Source organism: Mycolicibacterium septicum DSM 44393, from assembly GCF_000455325.1.
Taxonomy (GTDB): Bacteria; Actinomycetota; Actinomycetes; order Mycobacteriales; family Mycobacteriaceae; genus Mycobacterium; species Mycobacterium septicum.
This window is the reverse complement of record NZ_HG322951.1, coordinates 1,457,997-1,482,046: the sequence shown is the minus strand read 5'-3', so window position 1 is coordinate 1,482,046 and position 24,050 is coordinate 1,457,997. Positions and strand designations below refer to the sequence as shown.

Genomic DNA, 24,050 nt, shown 5'->3' with positions numbered 1-24,050 from the left:
AAGTGAACGACAGCAACGGTGGCCCGATCACGCGCCCCAGATCAAATGCGACGGCGTGTGACGACCCCCCAAGTCGCCACACGCCGCCTCTCCCCCGAAACTTCAGTCCTCTGAGCTCGCCTTCTTCGGGCTGAGCTTCTTGGCCGTCTTTTCGGCGGCTTGCTTGACCTTCTTCACAACCCGGTCCACGTTCGCCTTGGCCTTGTCCGCCCGTTTCCCGGCCTTGTCCTTGGTGTCGTTGAGCTGGGCGTTGAGGGTGGTGACGTGAGGCTTGAGGTTGTTCGCCTTCGAGTCGGTGTCGGACTTGTCGTCGGTGGCCGACAGCAGCTGGCTCCGGTTGAGATTGTTGGTGATCACGTTGCCGGTGCTGTCCACTTTGTCTCCGACGCCGAGCACCTTGGCGGCGGCAACCCGGACGGAATCGCGTGCACCGATCAGTTGCGTGTTGCGGAACTGCATCAGGGCGCCATCGCCGGTCGGGTCGGTCGGGTCGTGATTCGTGCCGCCACCGAGCGACACCGGGAGCGCTTCGGCAAGCCCCTCGATGACCGGATCCGCGGCCCACATCGGGGCGTCGATGTACTCCTTCACAGCCTTGTAGACCTCAAGGTTGTCGCCGGACGCCATCGCCTGCGCGACGGCCACCAGGCCGACCGCCCCGAGCACGACGCCGTTGACGCTGCGCACCGCCGACTCCTGCACGCCGCCGGCGAGTTCCGCGGCGTAGTTGTCGTTGAGCACTGTCGGGCTTACCCCGAGCGCTCCGGCGACCTGGGCATTGACGGCATCCCGGAACCCGAGGAGTTCGTTGTTGCGGAACTGCATGAAGGCGCCGTCTCCGGCCGAGGTGTTGGTCACGTGATCCGAGCCCCCGCCGAACCCTTCGGGCAACGTGATCGCGATCGCCTCGATGACGGGATCGGCGACGTACACCGGCGAGTCGACGATCTGCCGGATCTGTGAGTACAGCCTCGCGTTGTCGCCGGCCGCGAGCTGCGCGGCAAGGACCAGCGGGACGAACGGCGCCTGCACGAGCTGATCGGCCAGACGTTGAGCGGCCAGGAACGCCAATCCCGCTTGATTCATGCCGGTGAAGTCGGCCATCAGCGCGGCCTGGGCATCGACGACGCGCGGCGGCGTAGGCGTCGACGCCACCACCGGAGTGATCGCGATGGCGCCGGCGCCGGCAATGGCAACGCACGCGGTCAGGCCGCTCGAGACACGACTGTTCATAGATGAAACCCCCTCGTTGACTTGCGATTTGGGCTGGCCGTCGGCCCGCTCCCGCAGCAAATTACGCCGACGAAAACGATTTCTCAGGTTTTTCTCAGGGTGTCTTTGCGTATGCAACTAAGCGGTCGTTCAGCACTGTTGCCGCAACGTCTCAGATGTAGCCATCAAGCCAGCTCACCCATCGATCTTGAAGTTTGCTACCGCACCGAAGGGAAAGCGAAAGTCTTGCAGCACGCAACCGTGCGGGTCGGCCAGCTCATTCGAATGATCAAGTGATACTTGGCAGTTAGGCCGCCGCCGAAATTCAAGATCACCGACACTCACGGCGTCGTGATCGTGATTTGTGTGACGCAAGTTGCCGATACGCCAAAAAGTCCGGACCAGACAGGTGATCGCTCAGCGAAAATCCGGAGAGGCGCTGCTCACCTGGTCGCCCTGCCCATCACCTGCGAAAACCGCGGCGGTGCACACCACCGAAGTGCCCAGCAACACTCCGCCGACGGTGTCCGTGAAGTAGTGAAAAGTCATTGCCAGGCCGACCATGCCGAGCAGGATGGCGCCCGCCGCGAGGACAAGCGACCACAGCCCCACGCCTGCCACCAGGACGAGCAGCCCCGCCACCACCACGAGGAAGGTGGTGTGGCCGCTGGGGTAGGCCAGCGCACCCCCCTTCTCCCTGCCGAAGATGGGCTTGCAGACCCGCACGATGGCGATGGCCACCAGGGGGCTCACCACCATGGCGAGCGCCAGCCGCTTCCGGTGCTGCCGGATGGCCACGACGATGCCGACGAGCAACGCGACAATCAGCACCGCCGGTGTGGTGATGCCGAGGAAAACCGTCGCACGCGAACCCAAGTCGCTGCCGAGCCGTTGAAACCAGCTGTCGACCGGTTGCGGTGCGCCGCGGACCGCCCAGCCGAGCAGCACCATCCCGGTGACGCCGATCAGCGGCCACCACCGGGTGATCAAGGGATGATGCCGCGCAGGTACGCCGCCTGGCCGAGATGCTGAGCGCAGTCGTCGATGATGCTGACCAACCGCGCGCTCGCCGTCACCGGCGGATCCCATCGCGTATCGACGATGCGGCCGAGATCTTCGGAGGTCACGCCGGCGATGTAGGCCAGCGTCACCTTGTGCACCGCCAGGTAGTACCCCGCCAGCAGTTCGGCGGATGCGTGCACCTTCGCAACGTCGTCGGGGGTGTGCCCGTACCCGATGTCACCGGCCGGCAGGTCCAGCCCGAACCGGTCCTTCCAGCCATCACGCGTCCAGACCTGCTCGATGCCGGCGACGTCACACAACTGCAGGTCCTGGCAGCGGGCGCTGTGCCAGATCAGCCACGCGATGCTGTTGGCCTGCGGGGTGGGGCGGTAACTCGAGACCTCTTCTGTCAGCCCATCGGTGAGATCGTCGACATGCTCGATGAGCCGGGTGAACGCGTCGCGCAGCAATTCTCGGACGGCATCGGAATCAGCGGCAGCCATGACCTCGACGCTACTCGCGAACCGCCCCGGCACCGTCCCGACTACGATCACGGGCATGCCGTTGAATACCGGCGACGTGTTCGCCGGGTACACGATTCAGCGTCTACTCGGCTCAGGCGGCATGGGCGAGGTGTATCTGGCGCAGCATCCGCGCCTACCCCGCGAAGACGCGCTCAAGATCCTGCCGGCCTCGCTCACCGGCGACGCCCAGTACCGTGACCGGTTCAACCGCGAAGCCGACATCGCCTCCTCGCTCTGGCATCCCCACATCGTGGGCCTGCACGATCGCGGCGAGTACGAGGGGCAGCTGTGGATCGCGATGGACTACGTCGACGGCACCGACGCCGCCCGGTACGTACGCGATCGGCACCCCTCCGGCATGCCCCTGCCCGAGGCCGTCGAGATCGTCACCGCGATCGCCGAAGCTCTCGACTACGCACACGACCGCCACCTGTTACACCGCGACGTCAAGCCCGCCAACATCCTGCTGACCGGGCCGGAAGTCGCTCGCCGACGAATTCTGTTGGCCGACTTCGGTGTTGCTCGCCGGATCGACGACATCAGCGGGATCACCGCCACCAACATGGCCGTCGGCTCGATGGCCTACTCCGCCCCCGAGCAGCTCCTGGGGCAGACGATGGACGGACGGGCCGACCAATACGCCTTGGCGGCCAGTGCATTTCAGCTCCTGGCCGGGCATTCGCCGTTCCACCATTCCAATCCCGCCGTGGTCATCAGCAAGCAACTCAACGAGCTCCCGCCCAGCCTGCGCAGCAATCGTCCCGAACTGGCCTACCTGGACGAGGTGATGCTCAAGGGCATGGCCAAGGACCGCGACGGCCGCTATGCGCGGTGCGGCGATTTCGCGAAGGCGCTCGCCGACGCCCGCGCGACCGCCCCGGTCACGCAGCGCCCGCCCACGGTGCAGCCGGTGTCGCCGCGACCGGTGTCGACGGAACCCCCGCGGGTCTTCACGGCTCCGGCCTTCACGGCACCCGGGCCCCCGGTGGTCAGCGCGCCGCACCAGTCCCCCACCTGGTCGGGCCCCAGCCCGATCCCTCAACCCCGCCACCCCCAGAAGCCCACCGCCGCAAGGCGTGTGGTGCCGGGTGTGCTGGCGGTACTGCTGGTGTGTGCCCTCGGCTTCGCGATCAGCCAGTTCGTCCGGGCCGCCCCGGCGCCGCGCAGCACACCGTCGTGGCAGCCGTACCTCGACGCAGCTCAGACCTTCGCGCTGCACACCGTCACCGTCAGCGCCGACACGGCCGACAGCGATCTCCAGGCGATCATGGACGGCGCCACCGATGAGTTTCGCGCCGACCTGAAGAGCCAGGCGCCGCAGATCAAACGCAAGGCCCAGGAACTGGGCGTCAAGACCGACGGGACGGTCACGGGGGCCGGCGTCGAATCGCTGTTCTCCGATGAAGCGGTCGTGCTCGTCACCGTCGACACCAAGGTGACCGTCACGAGCAACCGGGTCGGCGTGGTCTCACTGCAACGGGTGCGGGTCACCGTCGAACATGTCGACGGCGCCTACAAGGCCTCGAAGCTGGAGTTCGTGAACTGATGGGGACACGCACACGCGGCTGGACGCTGCTGGTCGCCGGCCTCGTCGTCGGCATCATCGTCGCCATCGGCCTGGGTTCCTGGCAGCTGTCGGTCAAGAGCCGGCCGGCGCCCGCGCCCGTCGCCGACGACGACCATGCGCGCGAGCAGGTCACCGAGTTCGTGGCCACCAACGTGGTCAAGGTGCTGAGCTTCACTCCCACGACCAGCCGGGGTGACATCGATACGGTCAGCGAACTGCTGACCGGCTCGGCGGTCGACGACTACCGCAAGACGATCCGCACGAAGCCGGACAACGTCACCCAGACCGCGACGGTCCGTAACACCGGCGTGGAGTCGCTGTCTGCCGACGAGGCCATGGTGGTGGCGTTCGTCGACCAGAAGACCGAGACCGCGGGTGGCGGCGAACCGACCAAGGACGCGCTGGCGTACCGGGTCAGCCTCACCCGCGTCGACGGTGACTGGCTGATCTCGGAGCTGGAGCAGCTCTAGCGGCTACTGCGCGGCGGCTCCGTGGAACACCGCCTCGACGTTGTTACCGTCGGGATCGCGGACGAACGCGCCGTAATAGCCCGGGTGGTACTCGGGCCACAGACGTGGCGCGTGCAGCGACTCGGCCCCCAGTTTCAGCGCGGCGTCATAGAACGCCTGGACCGCATCGGTGTCGGCCGCATGGAACGCCACATGGATCTCCCGGTTGGGCCCGCCGGCCTCGCCGGCGCTGGCGTCGGCGATCCAGAAGTCGGGCTTGCCTTCACTGCCGTAGCCGATGGCCACGCCGTAGTCCATCTGCCGGGAGTAGCCCAGGACACCCAGCACGGTGTCGTAGAACTCGCTGGCCTTGGTGAAATCGGTGCAGTTGATGCCGAAGTGATCGATCACTCGCTGATCCTGGCACGGCCCACCGACAAAGCCGCGAAGTGTCACGAATTTCGGCCAACCCCATGGGCATTCACAGCTGGGAGTCGTAGGTTAGTTAGATGAGCTACGACCTGTGTATCCGCGGCGGCACCATCGTCGATGGCCTGGGTGGCGAGCCCTACGTGGGCGATGTCGCGGTGCGCGACGGCGTCATCGTCGAGATCGGGTCCGTGGCCGGGACCGCCGACCGCGAGATCGATGCCACCGGGCTCTTGGTCACCCCCGGTTTCGTCGACCTGCACACGCACTACGACGGTCAGGCGATCTGGTCGGACCGGCTCAACCCGTCCTCGGCGCACGGGGTCACCACGGCCGTGATGGGCAACTGCGGCGTCGGGTTCGCTCCGTGCCGCCCCGACGATCACGACGTGCTGGTCGACGTGATGGCCGGTGTGGAGGACATCCCCGGGGTCGTCATGGTCGACGGTCTGCCGTGGACGTGGGAGACGTTCCCCGAGTTCCTCGACGCCTTGGGGTCCCGCCGGCTCGACATCGACGTGGCGGCGTTCCTGCCGCACTCCCCGCTGCGGGTGTACGTGATGGGCCGGCGCGGCGTCGACCGGGAACCGGCCACGACCGAGGATCTGGCGCTCATGCGCAAGCTCGCCGCCGAGGCCGTGAACTGCGGAGCACTGGGATTCGCCTCGTCGAGGCTGACGATCCACAAGACCGAGAGCGGCAGGCCGATTCCCAGTTACGACGCCGGCTACGCGGAGATCGAGGCGATCGCCCGGGGCGTGGACGACGCCGGTGGCGGCCTGATCCAGTTCGTGCCCGATCTGGTCGCGGGCGACTACGAACCGGCACTGCAGACGGTTTTCGACGTCGCCGCCGACGTGGGCTTGCCCGTCACGTTCACGCTGGCGATCGGCAATGCCGGGCCGCCGTTCTTCGAGGACGCGCTGCGGATGGTGGAGAAGGCAAACAACAACGGCGGCAGTATCTCTGCACAGATCTTTCCCCGGCCGATCGGGCTGGTGCTCGGCCTAGAGCTGTCGGGCAATCCGTTCGTGCTCTACCCGAGCTACCGCGAGATCGCCCACCTGCCGCTTTCCGAGCGGGTCGCCGAGATGCGTAAACCCGAAGTCCGCCAACGGATTCTGAGCGATTCCGCGGCCAGCGACGGGCACCCGCTGATGTTCGCGGTGCAGGCCTGGGACTACATGTACCCGCTGGGTGAGCAGCCCGACTACGAGCCCGATCCGTCGAACTCGATCGGTGCCCGCGCGCGGGCCCGCGACGTCGACCCGCTCGAGGAGGCCTACGACCGCCTGCTCGACGACGACGGGCACGCGATGCTGCTGGTCACGCTGGCCAACTTCCGTGACAACTCCCTCGACACCGTCGCCGAGTTGATCCGCCGCGACGACGTCATCCTCGGCCTCGGCGACGGCGGCGCGCATTACGGGATGATCTGCGACGCGAGCTTCCCCACCTACCTGCTGACGCACTGGGTACGTGACCGGGGTGCGGGGATGCTGACCGTCGCGGATGCCGTTCGGGAACTGACATCGGTGCCGGCCCGGGTGGCCGGGCTGGCCGATCGCGGTCGAATTGCTTTGGGCTACAAGGCTGATTTCAACGTCATCGACCATGCGGCGCTGCGGTTGCACCGGCCGGTCGTCGCCTATGACCTGCCCGGCGGCGGGCGGCGCCTCGACCAGACGGCGGACGGTTACGTCGCGACCGTCGTGTCCGGTGAGATCATCGCCGAGAACGGTGTCCCCACGGAGGCGCGTCCCGGTCGGCTCGTCCGCGGCAAACAACCTGCACCCATGTGACAGGTCTCCCACGACGGCGCGCGTACCGGCCTATTCTCACGTCATGAGCGTGAAAGTGGATCTCAACCAGCTGGCCGACAAGCTGGCGGACTACACGTTCGCCTACCTCGTCACGGTCGACGACAACTACCACGCACACACCGTCGCGGTGGAGCCACACCTGGTCAACGGGGTAATTCACGTCGGCCCGGTCGGAGGGCACACCCGTAGAAACCTCGCGTCCCACGAGCACGCGACGCTGGTCTGCCCGCCGCGTCAGCCCGGTGGGTATTCGTTGATCGTGGACGGGCGTGGCCAGGCCGGCACCGCCGGGGACGAGACGCATCAGATCGTGCCCAGCCGCGCGGTACTGCATCGCCGGGCGGCCCAGCCCGGCCCACCCGGCAAATGCGACAGCGACTGCATCGTCCTGTCGGAGAACTGACACCACGGTTTCGTGCCGAGCGTGGCGTTTATGCCCGCATTTGCGCCAAAATCCGTGCACAGGAGTCACACTCGTCGTCAGACCGGGCAGCCGGCGGCCCGCAGCTTCGCCCGCACGCGTTCGACGATGACGTGCGGGCGGGACATCATCTCCGCGCTGACCCGCACAACGGCCCATCCGGCCTCCTCCAGCAACGCGATGCGGTCGATGTCCCAGGATCGCTGCCGCCGATCAGTCCAGTGTTGAACGCCGTCATACTCGACGGCCACCTTCCATTCCCGCCACCCCAGGTCAACCCGGATGCGCAGGTCACGAAACTCGATCTGGGTCTCAGGAGTCGGTAAGCCGCCGCGAACGATGATCAGCCGCAGCCTGCTCTCCTGAGGGGACTCGGCACCACCGTCGAACAAGGGCAGCACCGAACGTAATCGCGCGACACCTCGGCAGCCCGGATGAGCATCGGCCACGGCGAGCACGTCGGCAGGTTTGATGCTCGTGGCGTTGAGCAGCGCGTCCACGAGGGGCACCGCGAGTTCGGGACGGTACAGCCGACCGAGGTCGAAGGCCGTGCGAGCCGGGGTCGTGACATCCATTCCGGCGACCGTGCACGTCTCAGCGGGGCCGAGTGCCCAGGAGTGCACGACCATCCCCGCGGGCGCGCGCCGGTCAGCGCGAATGATCTCCGCAGGCCCATCGGGCCTCAGCCACTTGGTGCCCAGCACCGCCGCGGCAGAGAGCCCGGCGAGCGTCGCACCGGTGGACAGCCAGGCCGCTTGTGCTCTGATCCGGGCGGTCAGTTCGAGGTCGCTCCTGACATACACGTCCCGGTACAGCGCGACGTGACGGCGGGCCAGCCCCCGACGAGTCAATTCGCCCCGGCGCACCGCGGCACTTCCGATGAAGGGTTCCATGGCCGCAGGCTTGCGAACCATGCCGACGAATGTGACGCCCGTGCACGGAAATTCGCGGATTGCTGTGCATGAACGCCACGCTGGGGATACGCAACGAAACAGCCCTGGCACGCGGAGCGCGCCAGGGCTGTTTACGTTGCGACTTCTTAGAAGTCCATACCGCCCATGCCACCGGTCGGATCGCCCGCGGGCGCTCCGGCCTTCTCCGGCTTGTCGGCGACGACAGCCTCGGTGGTGAGGAACAGCGCCGCGATGGACGCCGCGTTCTGCAGCGCCGAGCGGGTGACCTTGACCGGGTCGGCAACGCCGGCGGCCAGCAGGTCCTCGTACTCACCGGTCGCGGCGTTCAGGCCGTGACCCGCAGGCAGGTTCGACACCTTCTCGGCGACGACGCCCGGCTCCAGACCACCGTTGAAGGCGATCTGCTTCAGCGGGGCCGACAGCGAGACGCGCACGATGTTGGCGCCAGTGGCCTCATCACCGGTGAGCGAAAGCTCCTCCAGCGACGGAGCCGACTGCAGCAGGGCCACGCCACCACCGGCGACGATGCCCTCTTCGACGGCAGCCTTCGCATTGCGAACGGCGTCCTCGATGCGGTGCTTGCGCTCCTTGAGCTCCACCTCGGTGGCAGCTCCGGCCTTGATCACCGCAACACCGCCGGCCAGCTTGGCCAGGCGCTCCTGCAGCTTCTCGCGGTCGTAGTCGGAGTCGCTGTTCTCGATCTCGGCGCGGATCTGGGCGACACGGCCCTGGATCGCGTCGGCATCGCCGGCACCCTCGATGACGGTGGTCTCGTCCTTGGTGACGACGACCTTGCGGGCCTGGCCCAGCAGCGCGACATCGGCGGTCTCCAGCGAGAGGCCGACCTCTTCGCTGATGACCTGGCCACCGGTGAGGATGGCGATGTCCTGCAGCATGGCCTTGCGGCGGTCACCGAAGCCCGGAGCCTTGACGGCCACAGACTTGAAGGTGCCACGGATCTTGTTGACCACCAGGGTCGACAGGGCTTCGCCCTCGACGTCCTCGGCGATGATCAGCAGCGGCTTGCCGGACTGGATGACCTTCTCCAGCAGGGGCAGCAGGTCCTTGACGGTCGAGACCTTCGAGGAGACCAGCAGGATGTAGGGATCCTCGAGGACCGCTTCCTGACGCTCGGCGTCGGTCACGAAGTAACCCGAGATGTAGCCCTTGTCGAAGCGCATGCCCTCGGTGAGCTCCAGCTGGAGACCGAAGGTGTTGCTCTCCTCGACGGTGATGACACCCTCGTTGCCGACCTTGTCCATGGCCTCGGCGATCAGGTCGCCGATGGACTGGTCTCCGGCGGAGATACCGGCGGTGGCAGCGATCTGCTCCTTGGTCTCCACCTCCTTGGCGGACTTCAGGAGGGTCTCGGTGACCTTCTCGACGGCCTTCTCGATGCCGCGCTTCAGGCCGAGCGGGTTGGCGCCGGCAGCGACGTTGCGCAGACCTTCGCGAACCAGGGCCTGGGCCAGAACGGTGGCGGTGGTGGTGCCGTCGCCCGCGACGTCGTCAGTCTTCTTGGCGACCTCTTTGACCAGCTCGGCGCCGATCTTCTCGTACGGGTCCTCCAGCTCGATCTCCTTGGCGATGGACACACCATCGTTGGTGATCGTGGGGGCGCCCCACTTCTTCTCCAGGACGACGTTGCGACCCTTAGGGCCCAGCGTCACCTTTACCGCGTCGGCGAGGCTGTTCAAGCCCCGCTCGAGGCCGCGACGGGCCTCTTCGTCATACGCAATTGTCTTAGCCATTGCGAAGTGATTCCTCCGGATAGGGGATCGCACGTTCATTGGTCGGGTTCAGTGCCCGCGACGGACGACTGGGGTGTGCTCCCGCAGGTGCGGCCCCGGCCTCACCGGCCCGACCTAGCACTCACTGATCGAGAGTGCCAACTGCATTCTTAGCACTCGACCAGGGCGAGTGCAAGGTTGTCGGGCGGTTGCTCCGGCTTCCGGCCTTCGCCCGTGGCGAAACTGCGTCAGGCCCGACCGGTCGGTGTGACGAACTGCCAGCCCGCGGCCTGCATGGCGGGGATCGCGTCGGCGAATCCGGCATGCGTGCCGGACTGGGGATGGTTCATGTGGGCGATCACGATGGACCCCGGGGCCGCATTCATCACGTTGGACCGCACCGCCGCGGCGGACGCCGTCGCTCCGTTGTCCGCGTTGAGGGTGAACCCCAACGGCTGCTCACCGAGTTCGTGCACGATCTCGACGGCCACGTCGTCGTAGTGCGCGGTACCGGGACGGAACCAGGTCGGGGCCCGACCGGTCAGCGCCGTCAACCGCTGGTGATTGCCCCACACCTCATTGACCACTTCATCGGCCGAACGGGTCCCGGCGATGCCATAGGCGGACCGGCCGGTCACCGACAGCGGCACATGTCGGGTGCCGTGGTTCCCGATCTCGAACAACGGGTTGCCGGCCAACTGCCGCGCCCGGTCCGGATTCCTGTCGAGCCATTTCGAGTTGAGCATCAACACTGCGGGCACGCCGTTGCGCTGCAGCGTGTCGAGCAGTGCGTCGTCGCAGGCACCGTCACAGGCGTCGAAGGTCAACGCGATCTGGCGGCCGACGGCAGCGAAGGACGTGGTGATCCCGGGCAGCGCCATCCCCCACTGGGTGGGGGTGCGTCGCTTGTTCGTCATCGCGACCGACGGCGGGTCGATCGCGTTCGGGTCGGCGTGCGCAGTGGAGATCCCGGGACGCAGCGCGTACCCGGCTGCGATCGAACCGACCGCGGTCGCCGCCAGCAATGTGCGCCTGGTGATCACATTTGCCGACGGTAGGAGCGCTTCTTGATGACAGCCGACCGATCAGCTGTGGGTTGGCTGCGGACGCGGCGCGTGGACTAGCCGGTCGTCGCTTGGTACTCCTGCACCTTTGCCGCGAAGTCGTCGAGCAGCCGCAGCGACTCGTCCTTTCCGACGGACGGCAGGAACAGCCCCAGCTGACCGAAGCCGAGATCCTCAGCGGCACGCCAGTAGTCGGGCTTGATGGGTGCACCGAACATCATCAACGGCACGTCCTGCGCGCCGCCGTCGTGCATCTGTCCGATGCGCTTGGCCAACACGTCCCTCGGTAGCGGGTTGGAAATCCAGCCCGCGCCATGGCGAATCACGCGTTTGACGGTGGCATCGGAATTGCCGCCGATGTAGATGGGCGGGTGCGGTTTCCGGACCGGCTTGGGCCGGCAATAGGACGACTCGAAATTGATGTACTTACCGTGATACTCGGCCGGCTCGTCGGTCCACAGCGCCTTGACCGCCTCGATGCTCTCGTCCAGCCGTGCGCCACGGGTTTTCGGATCGGTGCCGTGATCGCGCATCTCCTCGAGGTTCCAGCCGGCCCCGACACCGAAGACGAACCGCCCACCGGAGATGAGGTCGATGCTCGCGCCTTCCTTGGCGGCGTGGATCGGGTCACGCTGGATGAGCAGTGCGACCCCGGTGACGAGTTCGATCGTGGAGGTCACCGCGGCCGCGGCGGCGAGCGTGACGAACGGATCGAGCGTGTTGTAGTACCACGGCGGCAGATCGCCGCCGTTCGGATACGGGGATTCCCGGCTCACGGGGATGTGGCTGTGTTCGGCGACGATCAGTGAGGCGAGTCCGCGCTCCTCGATCGCGCGGGCCAGTGATGCCGGATCAATGCTGTCGTCGTCGACGAAAGTCGCGATTCCGAACTTCATTCGGCCGACGCTACTCCCGCGCGCGACCGAGCGCCGTCACCGTCTTCCTTTCGCCCGCAACCCGTCGAACACCACCGAGGTGACCCGTTCGGCCACGTCGTCGTTGTAGGCCTGCATGGCCTGACATCCGACCAGAAGTGCCTTCACGTCCGAGACCGTGACATCACGCCGGACCGTGCCCGCCTTCTGCCCCACGGCCAGCAGGTCCCCGAGGACTGACAGGTACTCGTCCTCGGCCTCGGGAACCACTGTGTTGACGTCGATCCCCGATCCGGCGAGTGCGTCGACCAGTCCCCGGTCGGCGGCGCCCCACTGCAACACCATCGACCGCAGGAACATGAACAGCGCGTCGGCGGGATCGGCCTCGGCGAGCAAGCTTCGCCCCTCGTCGACGACGCCGCGGATCCGCTCGGCGATCACCGCCTGGAACAACGCGTCCTTCGTCGGAAAGTGTCGGTAGATGGTTCCCGCGCCGACCCCGGCCCGGCGCGCGATCTCGTCGATGGGTACGGACAGTCCATCGGCGGCGAACGTTTCGTAGGCCACCTCCAGCACCCGGGCACGGTTCCGCGCCGCATCCGCACGCATTCGCCATCACCTCACAAATCCGTCGGCGACAAATCATTGACAAAGCGGGGCGCACGTTCCGTATATTCGTACACAACCGGAGTGCTCACTCCGCTTAGCCCTACTAGGAGTCTCTCATGACCAACTGGACCACCGCCAACATTCCGAATCAATCGGGCCGCACGGCCATCGTGACCGGCGCCAACACCGGTCTCGGGCTCGAGACCGCCAAGGCCCTGGCCGCCAAGGGCGCCCACGTCGTACTCGCCGTTCGCAACCTGGAAAAGGGAGAGGCCGCCGTCGAGTGGATCTCGCGGTCGGTGCCGAACGCCGACCTCGAACTGCAGCGCCTCGACCTGGGCTCCCTGAAATCGGTGCGGGAGGCCGCTGACGAGATCAGGGCCGGGCACGACACCATCGACCTGCTGATCAACAACGCCGGCGTGATGACCCCGCCGAAGGAGACCACCGAAGACGGGTTCGAGCTGCAGTTCGGCACCAACCACCTCGGCCACTTCGCCCTCACCGGCCTGCTTCTCGACCGCCTGCTGCCGGTTGCCGGCTCACGCATCGTGACCGTCAGCAGCATCGGCCACCGCTTCTCGCGCGGCATCCGGTTCGACGATCTGCAGTGGGAACGCAGCTACAACCGCCTCCAGGCCTACGGTCAGTCCAAGCTCGCCAACCTGCTGTTCACCTACGAACTGCAGCGCCGCCTGATCGGGCAGAACACCACAGCCCTGGCCGCGCACCCCGGCGGATCCGACACCGAATTGGCCCGCCACCTTCCCCGCGCCGCACAGCGCGCGGTCCCCCTGCTGCGTCCGTTCTTCCAGGAGGCCGCCATGGGCGCGCTGCCGACGCTGCGGGCGGCGACGGATCCGGGCGCGCTCGGCGGTCAGTACTACGGCCCCGACGGGCTCGGCGAGCAGAAGGGCCACCCGAAGCTGGTGACCTCCAACGAGCGGTCCTACGACATCGAGCTCCAGCGCCGGCTGTGGTCGGTGTCCGAGGACCTGACGGGCGTCACCTTCCCGGTCCTGCAGGACGCGCGCGCCTGACGCGATGGCCCGTCGCCGCAACTAGGCTGGCGGGGTGTCGCTCTGGGATCCCAGGAATGTGCCCCCTTATCCCCCGCCCCGCTACACCGAGAACGAGCCTGAGGTCAGCGCGCGGCTCAGACGCGGCGACGGGCCGCCCGACTACGACTCCCAGGGCCTGGTGAAATACCACTACCTGGCCAACCAGCAGCAGACCGGCGGCGATTACGGTCTCTACCGCGTCGACATCAGCCCGCAGGGCGGCGGGCCCGGCCCGCATTTTCACCGGACCATGTCGGAGGCATTCTTCGTCCTGTCGGGCACCGTCGAGCTCTACGACGGAAACGACTGGGTCGACGGCAACCACGGCGACTTCCTGTATGTTCCACCGGGCGGAATCCACGGCTTCCGCAATGTGACCGACGCGCCGACATCGCTTTTGATGTTGTTTGCTCCGGGCGCGCCGCGCGAGGCGTATTTCGAAGGGTTCGCCCAGTTGGCCGACCTCGACGACGAGGAACGCGCCGAGTGGTTCGTCAAGAACGACAACTACTTCCTCTGAGCGACACGCCCGGCGCTTTCCTGCAGAGATGCGCCGGCGTAACGCGCTGGCCTAGACTGCATTCCGACTGAGAGGAGTCCTCGGGTGCGGGCTGATGCAGCGCCCAGCACCCAGGCACTTCGGGGCTGGCAGCGCAAGGCGCTGGTGCGGTATTTGACCGCCAAACCGCGGGACTACCTGGCGGTCGCCACCCCAGGCGCGGGTAAGACGACGTTTGCGCTGCGGATCGCGGCGGAGCTGCTCAACGACCGCACGGTCGACGCGGTCACCGTGGTGGTGCCCACCGAGCACCTCAAGATCCAGTGGGCGCAGTCGGCAGCGCGAAGCGGCATCGCACTCGATCCGAAGTTCAGCAATTCCAACTCGCAGACCTCCGCGGAGTACCACGGCGTCGTCGTCACCTATGCCCAGGTGGCCAGCCATCCCACCCGGCACCGCGTACGCACCGAGAACCGCAAGACCCTCGTCATCTTCGATGAGATCCACCACGGCGGTGACTCGAAGAGCTGGGGCGACGCCATGCGCGAAGCCTTTGACGACGCGACCCGGCGGCTGTCTCTCACCGGTACCCCGTTCCGCAGCGGCGACAGCCCGATCCCCTTCGTGAACTACGAAACCGACAGCGCCGGTTTCCAGCAATCGAAGGCCGACCACGTGTACGGCTATTCCGATGCGTTGGCCGACGGAGTGGTCCGGCCCGTGGTGTTCCTCGCCTATTCGGGCGAGGCACGCTGGCGTGACAGCGCCGGTGACGAGCATTCGGCCCGGCTCGGTGAGCCGCTGACCGCCGAGCAGACCGCACGCGCCTGGCGTACCGCGCTGAACCCGACCGGCGAGTGGATGCCTGCCGTTATCGCGGCCGCCGACAAACGGTTGCAGCAGAAGCGCCAGCATGTGCCCGATGCCGGCGGCATGATCATCGCCACCAACCAGACCACGGCACGGGCCTATGCCGACCTGCTCATCAAGATCACCGGCGAGGCACCCACCGTGGTGCTCTCCGATGATCCCGGCGCCTCTGACCGGATCAGTCAGTACTCGGAGGGCACCAGCCGTTGGCTCGTCGCGGTCCGCATGGTGTCCGAGGGCGTCGACGTGCCGCGGCTGTCGGTCGGTGTGTATGCGACGAGTGCGTCGACGCCGCTGTTCTTCGCCCAGGCCATCGGCCGGTTCGTGCGCTCGCGCCGGGCCGGCGAGACCGCCAGCATCTTCCTGCCGTCGGTGCCCAATCTGCTGCTGCTGGCCAGCGAGATGGAAGCCCAGCGCAATCATGTGCTGGGCAAGCCGCACCGGGAGTCCGACGGACTCGATGACGAGGCGCTCGAAGCCGCCGAGAAGCGCAAGGACGAGAAGAGCGAACTCGAGAACGGTTTCGAGTCCCTCGGCGCGGACGCCGAGTTGGACCAGGTCATCTTCGACGGCTCGTCCTTCGGCACCGCAACCCCGGCCGGCAGCGACGAGGAAGCCGACTACCTGGGCATCCCCGGCCTGCTCGACGCCTCGCAGATGCGAGATCTGTTGCGGCGCAGGCAGGATGAGCAACTCACCAAACGCACGGCCGAGGCCGCGGTGTCGGGCGGTCCGCCGCCGCCGCGCACCACGCACGGTCAGATCCGCGAGTTGCGCCGTGAACTCAACGCGTTGGTCACCATCGCCCATCACCGCACCGGCAAGCCGCACGGCTGGATCCACAACGAGCTACGCCGCATCTGCGGCGGGCCCCCGGTGGCGGCCGCGACCACCGATCAGCTCAAGGCACGCATCGAAGCCGTGCGCGACCTGAAGGCCTGACAGCCGCCCGCACGACAAAAAATCAGAGTCCCGCCAAACTCGCCCGAGACCGAACTGGAACTTGTTACAGTCGGCCAATTGCGTTCTGTTGCAGCCAGAACAGTTGGGGGAGAGCACATGACGACGACGTCCGCTACCGCTGGAGGGGCACGATTCATCGGGCGGGTGGGCGCTCTCGCCGTCACCCTGGGAATCGGAGTGGCGGTTGCCAACGGCACCGCGATCGCCTCCGCCGGGACCGGTGGCGACTCGTCCGGAACGTCTTCAGGGGCGACCAACAGTCCGAAGTCCGATAGCTCGACCCCCAAGCGAGGCCCCCGCAAGCCATCGGTCTCGGGCCCGGAGAAGCTGGCCAAACGACTCGGCGAGGTGTCCGCCAAGGTGGAGTCCGCCCTGGACAACTCGAAGGCCGGCGAGCGTCGGTCGTCAGCAGCATCGACCGACCGGAAGACCGATGGGAAGGACGGCAAGTCCGCGGTCGAGACCGCCGTCGGCAATGTCCGGCAGGCGGTCTCCCGCGCCATCGGCACGACAGCCGATGCACCCCGCAAACGGCCGGCCACGCTGGACACCAGGCCCGTGGAATCGCTGACCGTCGTCACCAAGACCGTGACGAATGATGTTGTGAGCAAGGCAATTCCGGCGTTGACTCCCCACATCCAGGCGCCATCCGCCCAGGCCATACCCGAGCTGGTGGCCAACGTGACGGAGCGCCTCAAACCGCGCATCCCGGAATCACCGGTGAACCCGGTCCAGGACCTCGGCCTGGCGGCACTGCTGGGCTGGTCGCGCCGCGATGGCCAGGCCCCGTCGATCGACCTCTTCGGCCGGTCGCGGGAGACCCAACAGGTCGAAAGCAGCGTCACCGCCTCGGAAGTCACCACCTCGGAAGTGGCCGCCGCGGCGACGAGCACACTGGCCACCGAGGACCAGCTTGAGGCCGAACAGCAGGTCAGCCAGATCGTGAACACGCCGATCGTCCAGCTGGCCAAGGTGGTGCTGATGGCGGCCTGGTACGTCGAGGCGGCCAAGAACTTCGCGACCGTCGGTGGCCCCGACTTCACGAACCTCTCACAGCTGAACCAGGCCGCCACCGAGTTCGCCAACCAGTCGGCAACCGAGTTCCTGCTGCTGAATTCGAACGATCCGAAGCTGCTGCTCCAGGTCAACCCGCCGCACAGCTGGAACGGGCAGAACGCGGGCGGCACCCGGATCTGGTACGACAACCCCGACACCGTCTACCGGTTCACGGGCATCAACGGCGCGTCCACCTACCGGATCGAGGGGACGGTCGCCGGATACGACCCGGCCGACCCGAGCACGCACCCCACGTCCGCCAACGCCAATTTCAGTGTGCTGACGGGCATCAACGGCGTCACCGCAGCCAATCTCAGCGGCGAGGATCTCAGCATCAGGGACGACGGGACGTTCACCATCGTGGTGAGCCCGGACGCGGCGCCGGCCAACCCCGAGCAGGGCATGAACTACATCCAGGCCCCGTCCAACTCGACCATCCTGGCCACCCGAAACACCTTGGGGGACTGGAACACCGAGACGCCCATGACGCTGACCATCGAGAAGACCGCCGGACCGCCGAGCAGCCTGTTCAGCCAGATCGGCGGGTTCGCCATCCCGTTCATCGGCCAGACGGTCGTGGAGAACCCGGCCCTGATGAGCCTGGTGTCGGTCATCCCGGCATTCGACAGGGTGCCGCTGCTGCTGTCTTCCACCGAGACCGCCCTGCTGATGCTGGTCACCGGCATCAGCGGTGAGAACACCTACATGTCGGTGGCCACCGCCACAGGCGCACCTAACACCTTGTCGCAGCCCGCTCACAACGCACAGTTCCTCTCCACCCAGTTGCAGAGCGCCGGCTACTTCCAACTCAAAGACGACGAGGCGATGATCATCACCGTCGATCCGGGTGACGCCGAGTACTTCGTGGTGCCGGTGACCAACGACTGGACCATCACCAACGACACCCGCAACGAGCAGACCAGCCTCAACAACAGTCAGGCCATCAAGAACGCGGACGGTACCTACACGATCGTGGTGTCCAAAAACGATCCAGGCGTGGCCAACTGGGTGTCCACCGGCGGGCTGAACCAGGGCACCATCTCCATGCGGTTCCAGGGCGTCGACCCGGATTCCACCAGCAACCCGACGGTGAAGACGCAGGTGGTGAAGATCTCGGAAGTCCAGGGGATCGTGAACGACCCGAATGACCCCAACTACAACCCCGAGCAGCTCAACTACGACCGCGACCAGCAGATCGCCGAGCGCCAGGCCGGGTACGACAGGCGCTACACGGTGTAACGGGCACCGCAGCCGCGACGACGTTCGCCGATTTCTACGTGAGGGTCGCCCTCGCCGAAAAATACGACCCTGGTGCAGAAAACGACGCTGCCCTACAACTCCAGCAGTTCGGGAAGGTCGGCGACGGAGTCGATGACGTAGTTGGGTTGCATCGCGAATTCGTCTGCGGCCCAACGGTCCAGCGTCGACTGACGGAACTTGCCGGTCCGCACCAGCACCCCGGCCATCCCCACCACCTGCGCCGCCAGGACGTCGTTGTTGAGGTCGTCGCCGATCATGTACATCTCCTCGGGGTCGACGCCGAGGCGGTTGGCGGCGGCCAGGAACCCTTCCGGAGCGGGCTTTCCCACGGCCGTGGCCTTGCGGCCCGACGTCTCCTCCATGCCGGTCAGGTACATGCCGGTGTCCACCCGCAGTCCGTCGGTGGTGGTCCACGCGGTGCTGCGGTGCATCGCCACCACCGGCACCCCCTGAGCCATCCAGTCGTACACCCAGCTGAGCGTGAGGTGGTTGTACTCCGGTCCGGCCCCGCCGAGCAGCACCACGTCCGGGGTGTCCGGTGCGGCCGGTCCGGTGAAGTCACTGGAGTACACGACGTCGACGCCGGGCATGTCCTCGCCGATCTGCCCGCTGTTGACGAGGAAACATCGGGCGCCGGGGTAACGGTCGCGCACGTACTCGGCGGTCAGCGCCGCCGCGGTGATCACCTCGTCGGCGGCGACGTCCATGCCGGCCGCGGTCAGCAGATCGGCGATCTGGGCGCGGGTGCGCGTGGTGGTGTTGGTCAGGTAGGAGCGGGCGATCTGATTCTCGGCCAGCACCCGCAACGTCTGCGCCGCGCCGTCGATGGGCTGCCAGGAGGTCACCAGCACACCATCGATGTCGAACAACACTCCACCGATAGCCATGCAGCGACAGTAAACGTCCGCAAATTCAGCGCAACTCGGGGCCTGCCGCACCGGATGCCCACGCGTTGTCGGCCACCCACGGTGAGGCGGCCACGGCAACCGACCAGGCCTGTGCCGCCGGGACATCGATCACGGCGTAGCGCTTCTCCCCCGCGGCGGTCGCCGCGATCAGGGTGGCCACCCCGGCGCGGCGCTGAAAGAACGTCTGTCGCACCGTCCATCCGATGATCCCGGCAGCGTCCAGGTGGTCGCGGCGGCGCTCGATGCTCCCGGCGCGGGCGACCAGCCAGCCGTCACGCACCAGATGACCGAGGGAGCTGGCCCGGTCCGCGGCCAGCAGCGCGGCGCCCCCGACCAACAGTGCCCACAGCACCCACACCCACACCGGCACCCCGACCACCAGGATCACCGCACCCAGGAGGAGGGGCGGCGTCAGAGCACGAGTCCAGCGCCGGCGCACCGCCGCCGGTCCGTGGGCCACCAGCGGTGCCTGCACGACGCCGGGATTGTCGATCAGCTCGGCCAGCACCGCCGTGGCGGTGGAGGAAGGGCAGGGCGGCAGCAGGAGCGAGGCCTCCCCCTCGCCGCCGACGCCGGTCATCACCGCGTCGAGGCGCGCACCGCCGAAGGCCCGCACCAGCAGTGGCTCACGCAGGGTGCCGCCACGCATCCGTCGCATGTCGTAGGTGTGCTCCCGCAGCCGAAGCAGGCCGTGTTGCAGGTGCAGCACGTCAGAATCTCTGCGCAGCACCAGATTCCCGTAGGTGAGTAAGGACCTCAGCACGGAGAGCACCACCGAAAGCGTCAGGACCACCACCGCACCGAGAACCACACTGATCAGGACGCCGAGGCGTTCTGCTACCGCGATTCCGGACTGGGCCAGATCCGAGTTCTGCAGCGCCGCACCCGCTCCCGCCTGGTAGACCACCCCCACCGCGGCCGCGATCATGGCCAGACCCGTGAGACTCAGCGGGCTGTAGCTCAGCCACGAGGGCTGCCAGCGGGCCAGTTCCCGGCCCGCCGGTGCATCCTCGACCGGGACGGCGTCGGCCAGCAGGATCGCGCGCAGCCGGGGCACCTGCTGCGCCTCGACCGCGTCGAGGGCAAACACGGTGTCCCCCTTGGCCTCCTGGCCGGTGCTGATCCGCAGCACGGTCAGGCCGAGCATCCGGTGCAGCAGCCGGGCATCGGTGGACACCGACCGGATCCGGTTGCGCGGCACTGACAGCACCTTGCGCTGCAACAACCCGGTGCGCAGTTGCACCTCATCCGGTTCGATGCGGTAGCTGGTGGTGAACCAGCGCGCCAGGCCGACGGCGACGGTCAGCGCGATCGCCGCGATGGTCCAGCCCGAGTTGCCGGTCGCCGAGCCCAGCACCACCGCACCGATCAGCAGCGGGATCTGTTGCAGCACTTCATGGACCGGGTGGACCAGCAGCATGCGCGGGCTCAGCCGCTGCCACGGCGGCCGGATGGCCGGCTCGGCCGGCGTGGTCACGTGGCGTCCTGTTCACCGATCGCCGCGATGTCGGTCAGCTGCGCCACCACCCGCTCGGCGACGTCGTCGTCGAGGGCCACGATCCGCACGGCCCCGGCCGAGGACGCCGTCGTCACCGTCACGTTGGCCAGGCCGAACAGCCGGTCCAGTGGGCCGCGGTAGGTGTCCACGGTCTGGACCCGGGAGATCGGGGCGATGCGGCGCTCCTGCACCAGCCACCCGGTGCGGGTGTACACCGCGGGCGTGCCGGATCCGACGTTGATGTCCCAGCGGTGCACGCGGTAGCGCCAGATCGGGACCACCACGACGAACAGGACGGCGCCCAGCACCGTGACGATCGCGGCCGCACCGTGCAGCCAGAGCATCCGGGAGTCGAGAGCGAACCAGACCATCTGGACCAGGGCCAGTACCACCCACGGGATGGCTGCGCTCAATGCCCACACCAGTGGCGCCTTACTGCTGGGCGGCTGGGCCGGATCGATCAATTTCACTGCGCGAACACCGTCTTCCAGTCGTTCTTCATATCGACGACGGTCCAGCCGTCGGGCCCGGCCTGCTGCAGTGCGGTGACCAGTTTTCCCGAAGACGGCGGGTTGGCGTCGTAGGCGTATTCGCGCTCGGCGTCGGTGTGGTGGACCAGCACGCCGAGGCTGGGGCGCGGGTTGTCGATCGTGGTGTACTCCAGCATCGCCTGGTCACCGTCGCTGTTGCCGACGGCGAGGATCGGTCGCCTGCCGATGAACTCGTGGATTCCCGACGGCTTACCGACGGTGTCGTCGACGAAGACGTAGTCGAGGGTTTTCACGAGCACCGGCTTACCGTCCCGCAGTTCGTATTTCGTGGTGCCGGTGGAGCCGACCACCTGCTCGGGCGGGATGCCGTACACCCGCTGGGAGAACACCCGCATGAAATCCGCGCCGCCGCCGGAAACGATGAAAGTACGGAACCCGTTGTCCCGCAGGTAGGACAGCAACTGTTGTTGCGGTTCGTAGGTCAGCTGGTCGTAGGGCCGGTCGAATCGGGGATGCTTGGCGGTCGCCATCCAGTCGGTCACCCGCTGGTTGAACTCGTCGGTGGTCATCCCGGAGTGGGTGAGCGCCAGGACGCGCAGTAATCCTTCGTGCCGGTCACCAGCGAGCAGGGTCGCCACGTCGCCTTTCAGCGCCGCCTGCACCATGGGGTCGGCGGCCAGCGCCGGCTCCTGCGGTGCCCGGCGTTTGAGCTCGTCGACGACGAACGCCGCCTGGAACGGCAGGGGCGCCTCGGCCCAGAGCGTGCCGTCGTTGTCGAACACCGCGATGCGGTCCTCCGGCGCGACGAAATCGGGTGTGTCGGCGGTGGTGACCCGCTTGACGAACTCGGTGATCGAACTCTTCGCCGATGTGTCGTTCCACGCGGACAATGGATCTGCGGCAGCTTCGTTCGACGAACACCCGGTCATGGCCAGCAACACGGTGAGCAGGACAGCCATCAGGTTGCGCATGGCTCCCAGACTGCTATGGCGTCGGGGCGCCGTCCAGCACCGGACCTATCGAGCCGGATACTCGTCCGTGATCTTCCGCAGGTACGGACAGTCCTCGGCGGGATTCTCGTCCGGACAGGTCAGTAGGTGCTCAAGGTGCGCCTTGGCTTCGGCCAGCCGATCTTGTTGCCGCTCAATCGCCCCGAGGCGATCGAGCACCGCATCGCGCCAGTCGTGGTTGCCCGCGGTGAGAATGGTCTCGATCTCGTCGAGGCTCAGGAGGCCGCTTTCCCGCCACACCTTGATCAGCCCGATCCGGTGGAGTTGCTCGGGGCCGTACAACCGCCAACTGGACCGGCGCTGGGCCGGGTGGAGCAGGCCTCGTTTCTCCCAGTACCGCAGGGCCGATTCGGCCAGACCGAACCGGCGCGCGGCCGCACCGATGCCGATGAAGTCGTCACTCATGCCACCCACCCCATTCACGGCCTTGATCTAAAGCCGACTTGAAGTGCTCTTGTTAGGTCACCCTAACTAACTTGGCGCGGAAAGAAAGGCCCTCCCATGGGGAACGAATACATCGAGACCGTCATCGTCGGCGCCGGCCAGCAAGGCTGCGGAGTGGCCGGAGCGCTACAGGAAATCGGGCGCGAGGCGATCGTGTTCGAGAAGGGCGAGGTCGGCCAGCGGTGGGCACACGAACGGTGGGACAGCCTGCTCGTCGGGAGCGGCAACCGGTCGATCCGGCTGCCCGGGTGGGACTACGACGGCGACGACCCGTTCGCCCTGCCATCGGGACCGCAGGTAGCCGGCCACCTGCGGCGTTATGTGCGGGACCGCAACCTGACCGTCCGTGAGCACACGCCGGTGCAGGCCGTCGAGGGTCGGTTCGGCGGATCCGACGACGACGTGCGGTTCAGGACCCGCCTGCACGACGGCGAGACGGTCGAATCGCGCAACCTCGTCGCGGCCGTCGGCGGCTATGCGCAACCGCGCAAGCCCATCCTGGCGTGCGACATCGATTCGGCCATCCACCAAACCCATTCGTCCGACTACCGCAATCCCGACGCGCTTCCGGGCGGGACGGTCCTGGTGGTCGGTGCGGGCATCAGCGGTCAGCAGATCGCCGACGAACTGGTGGATGCCGGCCGACGGGTCTTCCTGTCCGTGGGACGGCACCGAGCCTGGCCCCGGCACTACCGCGGTCGCACCATCCACGAATGGATGCACGTGTTCTCACTGTACGACGACTTCGTCACCGCAGGCGCCGGCCACCGCTCACGGCTCCCCGGATTGCCGGTGTGCGGCAACAGGCTTGGCACCGCCGAACTCAATCTCGGCACGTTGGCCGAAAAGGGCGTCGTCCTGGTCGGGTCGGCCCGCGGGGCACGTGGCAGCGTGCTGATGCTGGAGGACAACGTCATCGACATCGCCGAGGAATCCGCGCTCTCGTTCCGAGAGGTGATCAACAAGATCGACGCCGGACTGCGCGCCCGCGGCTTCGTCGCCCCCGAAGCTGCGACGGCACCCGTCGTGAATCTCGACGCGATCGCGGGTTTCGATACGCGGCTCGACCTGGTTCGCCACGACATCTCAACCATCGTGTGGTGCACCGGATTCCGCCCCGACTACCGGATCCTGCCCGCACACGCGCTCGACGAGAACGGGGTGCCACTTCAGCAGGGCGGCATCCTGGGCGCACTCCCCGGCCTGTACTACGCGGGGCTGCCCGACGGGGACTCGCTGGCCCGGACGGGTCTGGCCGCTGTCGCGGACAACGGGCGGTACATCGCCGGCCAGATCCACATCGATCACGTGATGCGGTCGAGGCCCTCGGCCTCGGTGATCGCAACAGTGTGAGGCACAACGGCACACCCG

Annotated in this window: 23 protein-coding genes; 9 read left to right on the top strand and 14 right to left on the bottom strand. The window is 67.1% G+C overall.

The features are described 5' to 3' along the window. Positions 1-102: 102 nt before the first annotated feature. From TX88_RS06855 to TX88_RS06845, 3 genes are all read right to left on the bottom strand, one after another. Positions 103-1,233 carry a hypothetical protein gene (locus TX88_RS06855; protein ID WP_044515605.1) on the bottom strand — a complete coding sequence of 377 codons (1,131 nt, stop codon included), beginning with the start codon at positions 1,231-1,233 and terminating at the stop codon, positions 103-105. 396 nt (positions 1,234-1,629) lie between these two features. Beyond that, positions 1,630-2,163, bottom strand: a complete 534-nt coding sequence (locus TX88_RS06850) for a phosphatase PAP2 family protein (RefSeq protein WP_044519161.1) — start codon at positions 2,161-2,163, stop codon at positions 1,630-1,632. Between the two features lie 35 nt (positions 2,164-2,198). Next, positions 2,199-2,717, bottom strand: a complete 519-nt coding sequence (locus tag TX88_RS06845; protein WP_044519160.1) for a mycothiol transferase — start codon at positions 2,715-2,717, stop codon at positions 2,199-2,201. Positions 2,718-2,772: 55 nt separating this feature from the next. Here TX88_RS06845 and TX88_RS06840 point away from each other — a divergent pair, with 55 nt between their 5' ends. Together TX88_RS06840 and TX88_RS06835 are read left to right on the top strand one after the other, a co-directional pair. Next, on the top strand, positions 2,773-4,284 hold the full coding sequence (locus TX88_RS06840; protein ID WP_044515603.1) for a serine/threonine-protein kinase: 1,512 nt from the start codon (positions 2,773-2,775) through the stop codon (positions 4,282-4,284). Continuing rightward, positions 4,284-4,775: a hypothetical protein gene (locus TX88_RS06835; protein WP_044515601.1), complete on the top strand. Its 492-nt coding sequence runs from the start codon at positions 4,284-4,286 to the stop codon at positions 4,773-4,775. The genes TX88_RS06840 and TX88_RS06835 overlap by 1 nt, the downstream gene beginning before the upstream one ends. Before the next feature lie 3 nt (positions 4,776-4,778). Here TX88_RS06835 and TX88_RS06830 read toward each other — a convergent pair whose 3' ends face one another. Beyond that, positions 4,779-5,165: a VOC family protein gene (locus TX88_RS06830; RefSeq protein WP_044515600.1), complete on the bottom strand. Its 387-nt coding sequence runs from the start codon at positions 5,163-5,165 to the stop codon at positions 4,779-4,781. Between the two features lie 98 nt (positions 5,166-5,263). Between TX88_RS06830 and TX88_RS06825 the strand changes: the two genes are divergently transcribed. Continuing rightward, positions 5,264-6,985 (top strand): N-acyl-D-amino-acid deacylase family protein, encoded by a 1,722-nt coding sequence (locus TX88_RS06825; RefSeq protein WP_044515598.1) that lies wholly within the window; start codon positions 5,264-5,266, stop codon positions 6,983-6,985. A 43-nt stretch (positions 6,986-7,028) separates the two neighbouring features. Next, a complete protein-coding gene (locus tag TX88_RS06820; protein WP_044515596.1) occupies positions 7,029-7,409 on the top strand; it encodes a hypothetical protein in 381 nt (126 codons plus the stop codon). A gap of 77 nt (positions 7,410-7,486) precedes the next feature. Here the strand turns inward: TX88_RS06820 and TX88_RS06815 are convergent, their stop codons facing one another. The 5 genes from TX88_RS06815 to TX88_RS06795 all read right to left on the bottom strand — a co-directional run bounded on the left by TX88_RS06815 (position 7,487) and on the right by TX88_RS06795 (position 12,619). Then, positions 7,487-8,320 carry an endonuclease domain-containing protein gene (locus tag TX88_RS06815; RefSeq protein WP_044515595.1) on the bottom strand — a complete coding sequence of 278 codons (834 nt, stop codon included), beginning with the start codon at positions 8,318-8,320 and terminating at the stop codon, positions 7,487-7,489. 146 nt (positions 8,321-8,466) lie between these two features. Then, positions 8,467-10,092 carry a chaperonin GroEL gene (gene groL / locus TX88_RS06810; RefSeq protein ID WP_044515593.1) on the bottom strand — a complete coding sequence of 542 codons (1,626 nt, stop codon included), beginning with the start codon at positions 10,090-10,092 and terminating at the stop codon, positions 8,467-8,469. Positions 10,093-10,319: 227 nt separating this feature from the next. Beyond that, positions 10,320-11,114 (bottom strand): polysaccharide deacetylase family protein, encoded by a 795-nt coding sequence (locus TX88_RS06805; RefSeq protein WP_044515592.1) that lies wholly within the window; start codon positions 11,112-11,114, stop codon positions 10,320-10,322. Positions 11,115-11,191: 77 nt separating this feature from the next. Continuing rightward, a complete protein-coding gene (locus TX88_RS06800) occupies positions 11,192-12,031 on the bottom strand; it encodes an LLM class F420-dependent oxidoreductase (RefSeq protein ID WP_044515590.1) in 840 nt (279 codons plus the stop codon). Positions 12,032-12,067: 36 nt separating this feature from the next. Further along, the gene (locus TX88_RS06795; protein ID WP_044515589.1) at positions 12,068-12,619 is read right to left on the bottom strand and encodes a TetR/AcrR family transcriptional regulator; all 552 of its coding nucleotides are present in this window, start codon (positions 12,617-12,619) and stop codon (positions 12,068-12,070) included. 116 nt (positions 12,620-12,735) lie between these two features. On the opposite strand from TX88_RS06795, the gene TX88_RS06790 reads away from it, so the two are divergent. From TX88_RS06790 to TX88_RS06775, 4 genes are all read left to right on the top strand, one after another. Then, positions 12,736-13,659, top strand: coding sequence for an SDR family NAD(P)-dependent oxidoreductase (locus TX88_RS06790; protein ID WP_044515587.1), 924 nt, complete (start codon positions 12,736-12,738; stop codon positions 13,657-13,659). Between the two features lie 34 nt (positions 13,660-13,693). Further along, positions 13,694-14,200 (top strand): cupin domain-containing protein, encoded by a 507-nt coding sequence (locus TX88_RS06785; RefSeq protein ID WP_084621826.1) that lies wholly within the window; start codon positions 13,694-13,696, stop codon positions 14,198-14,200. A gap of 84 nt (positions 14,201-14,284) precedes the next feature. After that, positions 14,285-15,991: a DEAD/DEAH box helicase gene (locus tag TX88_RS06780; RefSeq protein WP_044515585.1), complete on the top strand. Its 1,707-nt coding sequence runs from the start codon at positions 14,285-14,287 to the stop codon at positions 15,989-15,991. 117 nt (positions 15,992-16,108) lie between these two features. After that, positions 16,109-18,307 carry a DUF1214 domain-containing protein gene (locus TX88_RS06775; RefSeq protein ID WP_044515584.1) on the top strand — a complete coding sequence of 733 codons (2,199 nt, stop codon included), beginning with the start codon at positions 16,109-16,111 and terminating at the stop codon, positions 18,305-18,307. Positions 18,308-18,399: 92 nt separating this feature from the next. On the opposite strand, the gene TX88_RS06770 is transcribed toward TX88_RS06775, so the two are convergent. The 5 genes from TX88_RS06770 to TX88_RS06750 are packed head-to-tail and all read right to left on the bottom strand — an operon-like array spanning position 18,400 to position 22,640. Further along, positions 18,400-19,215, bottom strand: coding sequence for an HAD-IIA family hydrolase (locus tag TX88_RS06770; RefSeq protein ID WP_044515582.1), 816 nt, complete (start codon positions 19,213-19,215; stop codon positions 18,400-18,402). Between the two features lie 25 nt (positions 19,216-19,240). Then, complete coding sequence (locus TX88_RS06765) at positions 19,241-20,656, bottom strand: PH domain-containing protein (RefSeq protein ID WP_110918023.1); 1,416 nt, start codon at positions 20,654-20,656, stop codon at positions 19,241-19,243. Positions 20,657-20,709: 53 nt separating this feature from the next. Beyond that, entirely contained in the window at positions 20,710-21,204 is a 495-nt protein-coding gene (locus tag TX88_RS06760; protein ID WP_044515579.1) for a PH domain-containing protein, read from the bottom strand. Continuing rightward, on the bottom strand, positions 21,201-22,196 hold the full coding sequence (locus TX88_RS06755) for an HAD family hydrolase (protein ID WP_044515578.1): 996 nt from the start codon (positions 22,194-22,196) through the stop codon (positions 21,201-21,203). The genes TX88_RS06760 and TX88_RS06755 overlap by 4 nt, the downstream gene beginning before the upstream one ends. Before the next feature lie 45 nt (positions 22,197-22,241). Then, on the bottom strand, positions 22,242-22,640 hold the full coding sequence (locus TX88_RS06750; protein WP_044515577.1) for a MerR family transcriptional regulator: 399 nt from the start codon (positions 22,638-22,640) through the stop codon (positions 22,242-22,244). A 96-nt stretch (positions 22,641-22,736) separates the two neighbouring features. Here TX88_RS06750 and TX88_RS06745 point away from each other — a divergent pair, with 96 nt between their 5' ends. Next, on the top strand, positions 22,737-24,032 hold the full coding sequence (locus tag TX88_RS06745) for a flavin-containing monooxygenase (protein WP_044515575.1): 1,296 nt from the start codon (positions 22,737-22,739) through the stop codon (positions 24,030-24,032). Positions 24,033-24,050: the final 18 nt, after the last annotated feature.

Excerpts from the sequence above, each read along its gene's own strand:
- TX88_RS06795 (WP_044515589.1), bottom strand. The coding sequence starts at position 12,619 with ATGCGTGCGGATGCGGCGCGGAACCGTGCCCGGGTGCTGGAGGTGGCC.
- TX88_RS06750 (WP_044515577.1), bottom strand. The coding sequence starts at position 22,640 with ATGAGTGACGACTTCATCGGCATCGGTGCGGCCGCGCGCCGGTTCGGT.
- TX88_RS06850 (WP_044519161.1), bottom strand. The coding sequence starts at position 2,163 with ATGGTGCTGCTCGGCTGGGCGGTCCGCGGCGCACCGCAACCGGTCGAC.
- groL (WP_044515593.1), bottom strand. The coding sequence starts at position 10,092 with ATGGCTAAGACAATTGCGTATGACGAAGAGGCCCGTCGCGGCCTCGAG.
- TX88_RS06815 (WP_044515595.1), bottom strand. The coding sequence starts at position 8,320 with ATGGAACCCTTCATCGGAAGTGCCGCGGTGCGCCGGGGCGAATTGACT.
- TX88_RS06840 (WP_044515603.1), top strand. The coding sequence starts at position 2,773 with ATGCCGTTGAATACCGGCGACGTGTTCGCCGGGTACACGATTCAGCGT.
- TX88_RS06790 (WP_044515587.1), top strand. The coding sequence starts at position 12,736 with ATGACCAACTGGACCACCGCCAACATTCCGAATCAATCGGGCCGCACG.
- TX88_RS06775 (WP_044515584.1), top strand. The coding sequence starts at position 16,109 with ATGACGACGACGTCCGCTACCGCTGGAGGGGCACGATTCATCGGGCGG.
- TX88_RS06845 (WP_044519160.1), bottom strand. The coding sequence starts at position 2,717 with ATGGCTGCCGCTGATTCCGATGCCGTCCGAGAATTGCTGCGCGACGCG.
- TX88_RS06755 (WP_044515578.1), bottom strand. The coding sequence starts at position 22,196 with ATGCGCAACCTGATGGCTGTCCTGCTCACCGTGTTGCTGGCCATGACC.
- TX88_RS06765 (WP_110918023.1), bottom strand. The coding sequence starts at position 20,656 with ATGCTGCTGGTCCACCCGGTCCATGAAGTGCTGCAACAGATCCCGCTG.
- TX88_RS06745 (WP_044515575.1), top strand. The coding sequence starts at position 22,737 with ATGGGGAACGAATACATCGAGACCGTCATCGTCGGCGCCGGCCAGCAA.
- TX88_RS06835 (WP_044515601.1), top strand. The coding sequence starts at position 4,284 with ATGGGGACACGCACACGCGGCTGGACGCTGCTGGTCGCCGGCCTCGTC.
- TX88_RS06770 (WP_044515582.1), bottom strand. The coding sequence starts at position 19,215 with ATGGCTATCGGTGGAGTGTTGTTCGACATCGATGGTGTGCTGGTGACC.
- TX88_RS06820 (WP_044515596.1), top strand. The coding sequence starts at position 7,029 with ATGAGCGTGAAAGTGGATCTCAACCAGCTGGCCGACAAGCTGGCGGAC.
- TX88_RS06825 (WP_044515598.1), top strand. The coding sequence starts at position 5,264 with ATGAGCTACGACCTGTGTATCCGCGGCGGCACCATCGTCGATGGCCTG.
- TX88_RS06800 (WP_044515590.1), bottom strand. The coding sequence starts at position 12,031 with ATGAAGTTCGGAATCGCGACTTTCGTCGACGACGACAGCATTGATCCG.
- TX88_RS06855 (WP_044515605.1), bottom strand. The coding sequence starts at position 1,233 with ATGAACAGTCGTGTCTCGAGCGGCCTGACCGCGTGCGTTGCCATTGCC.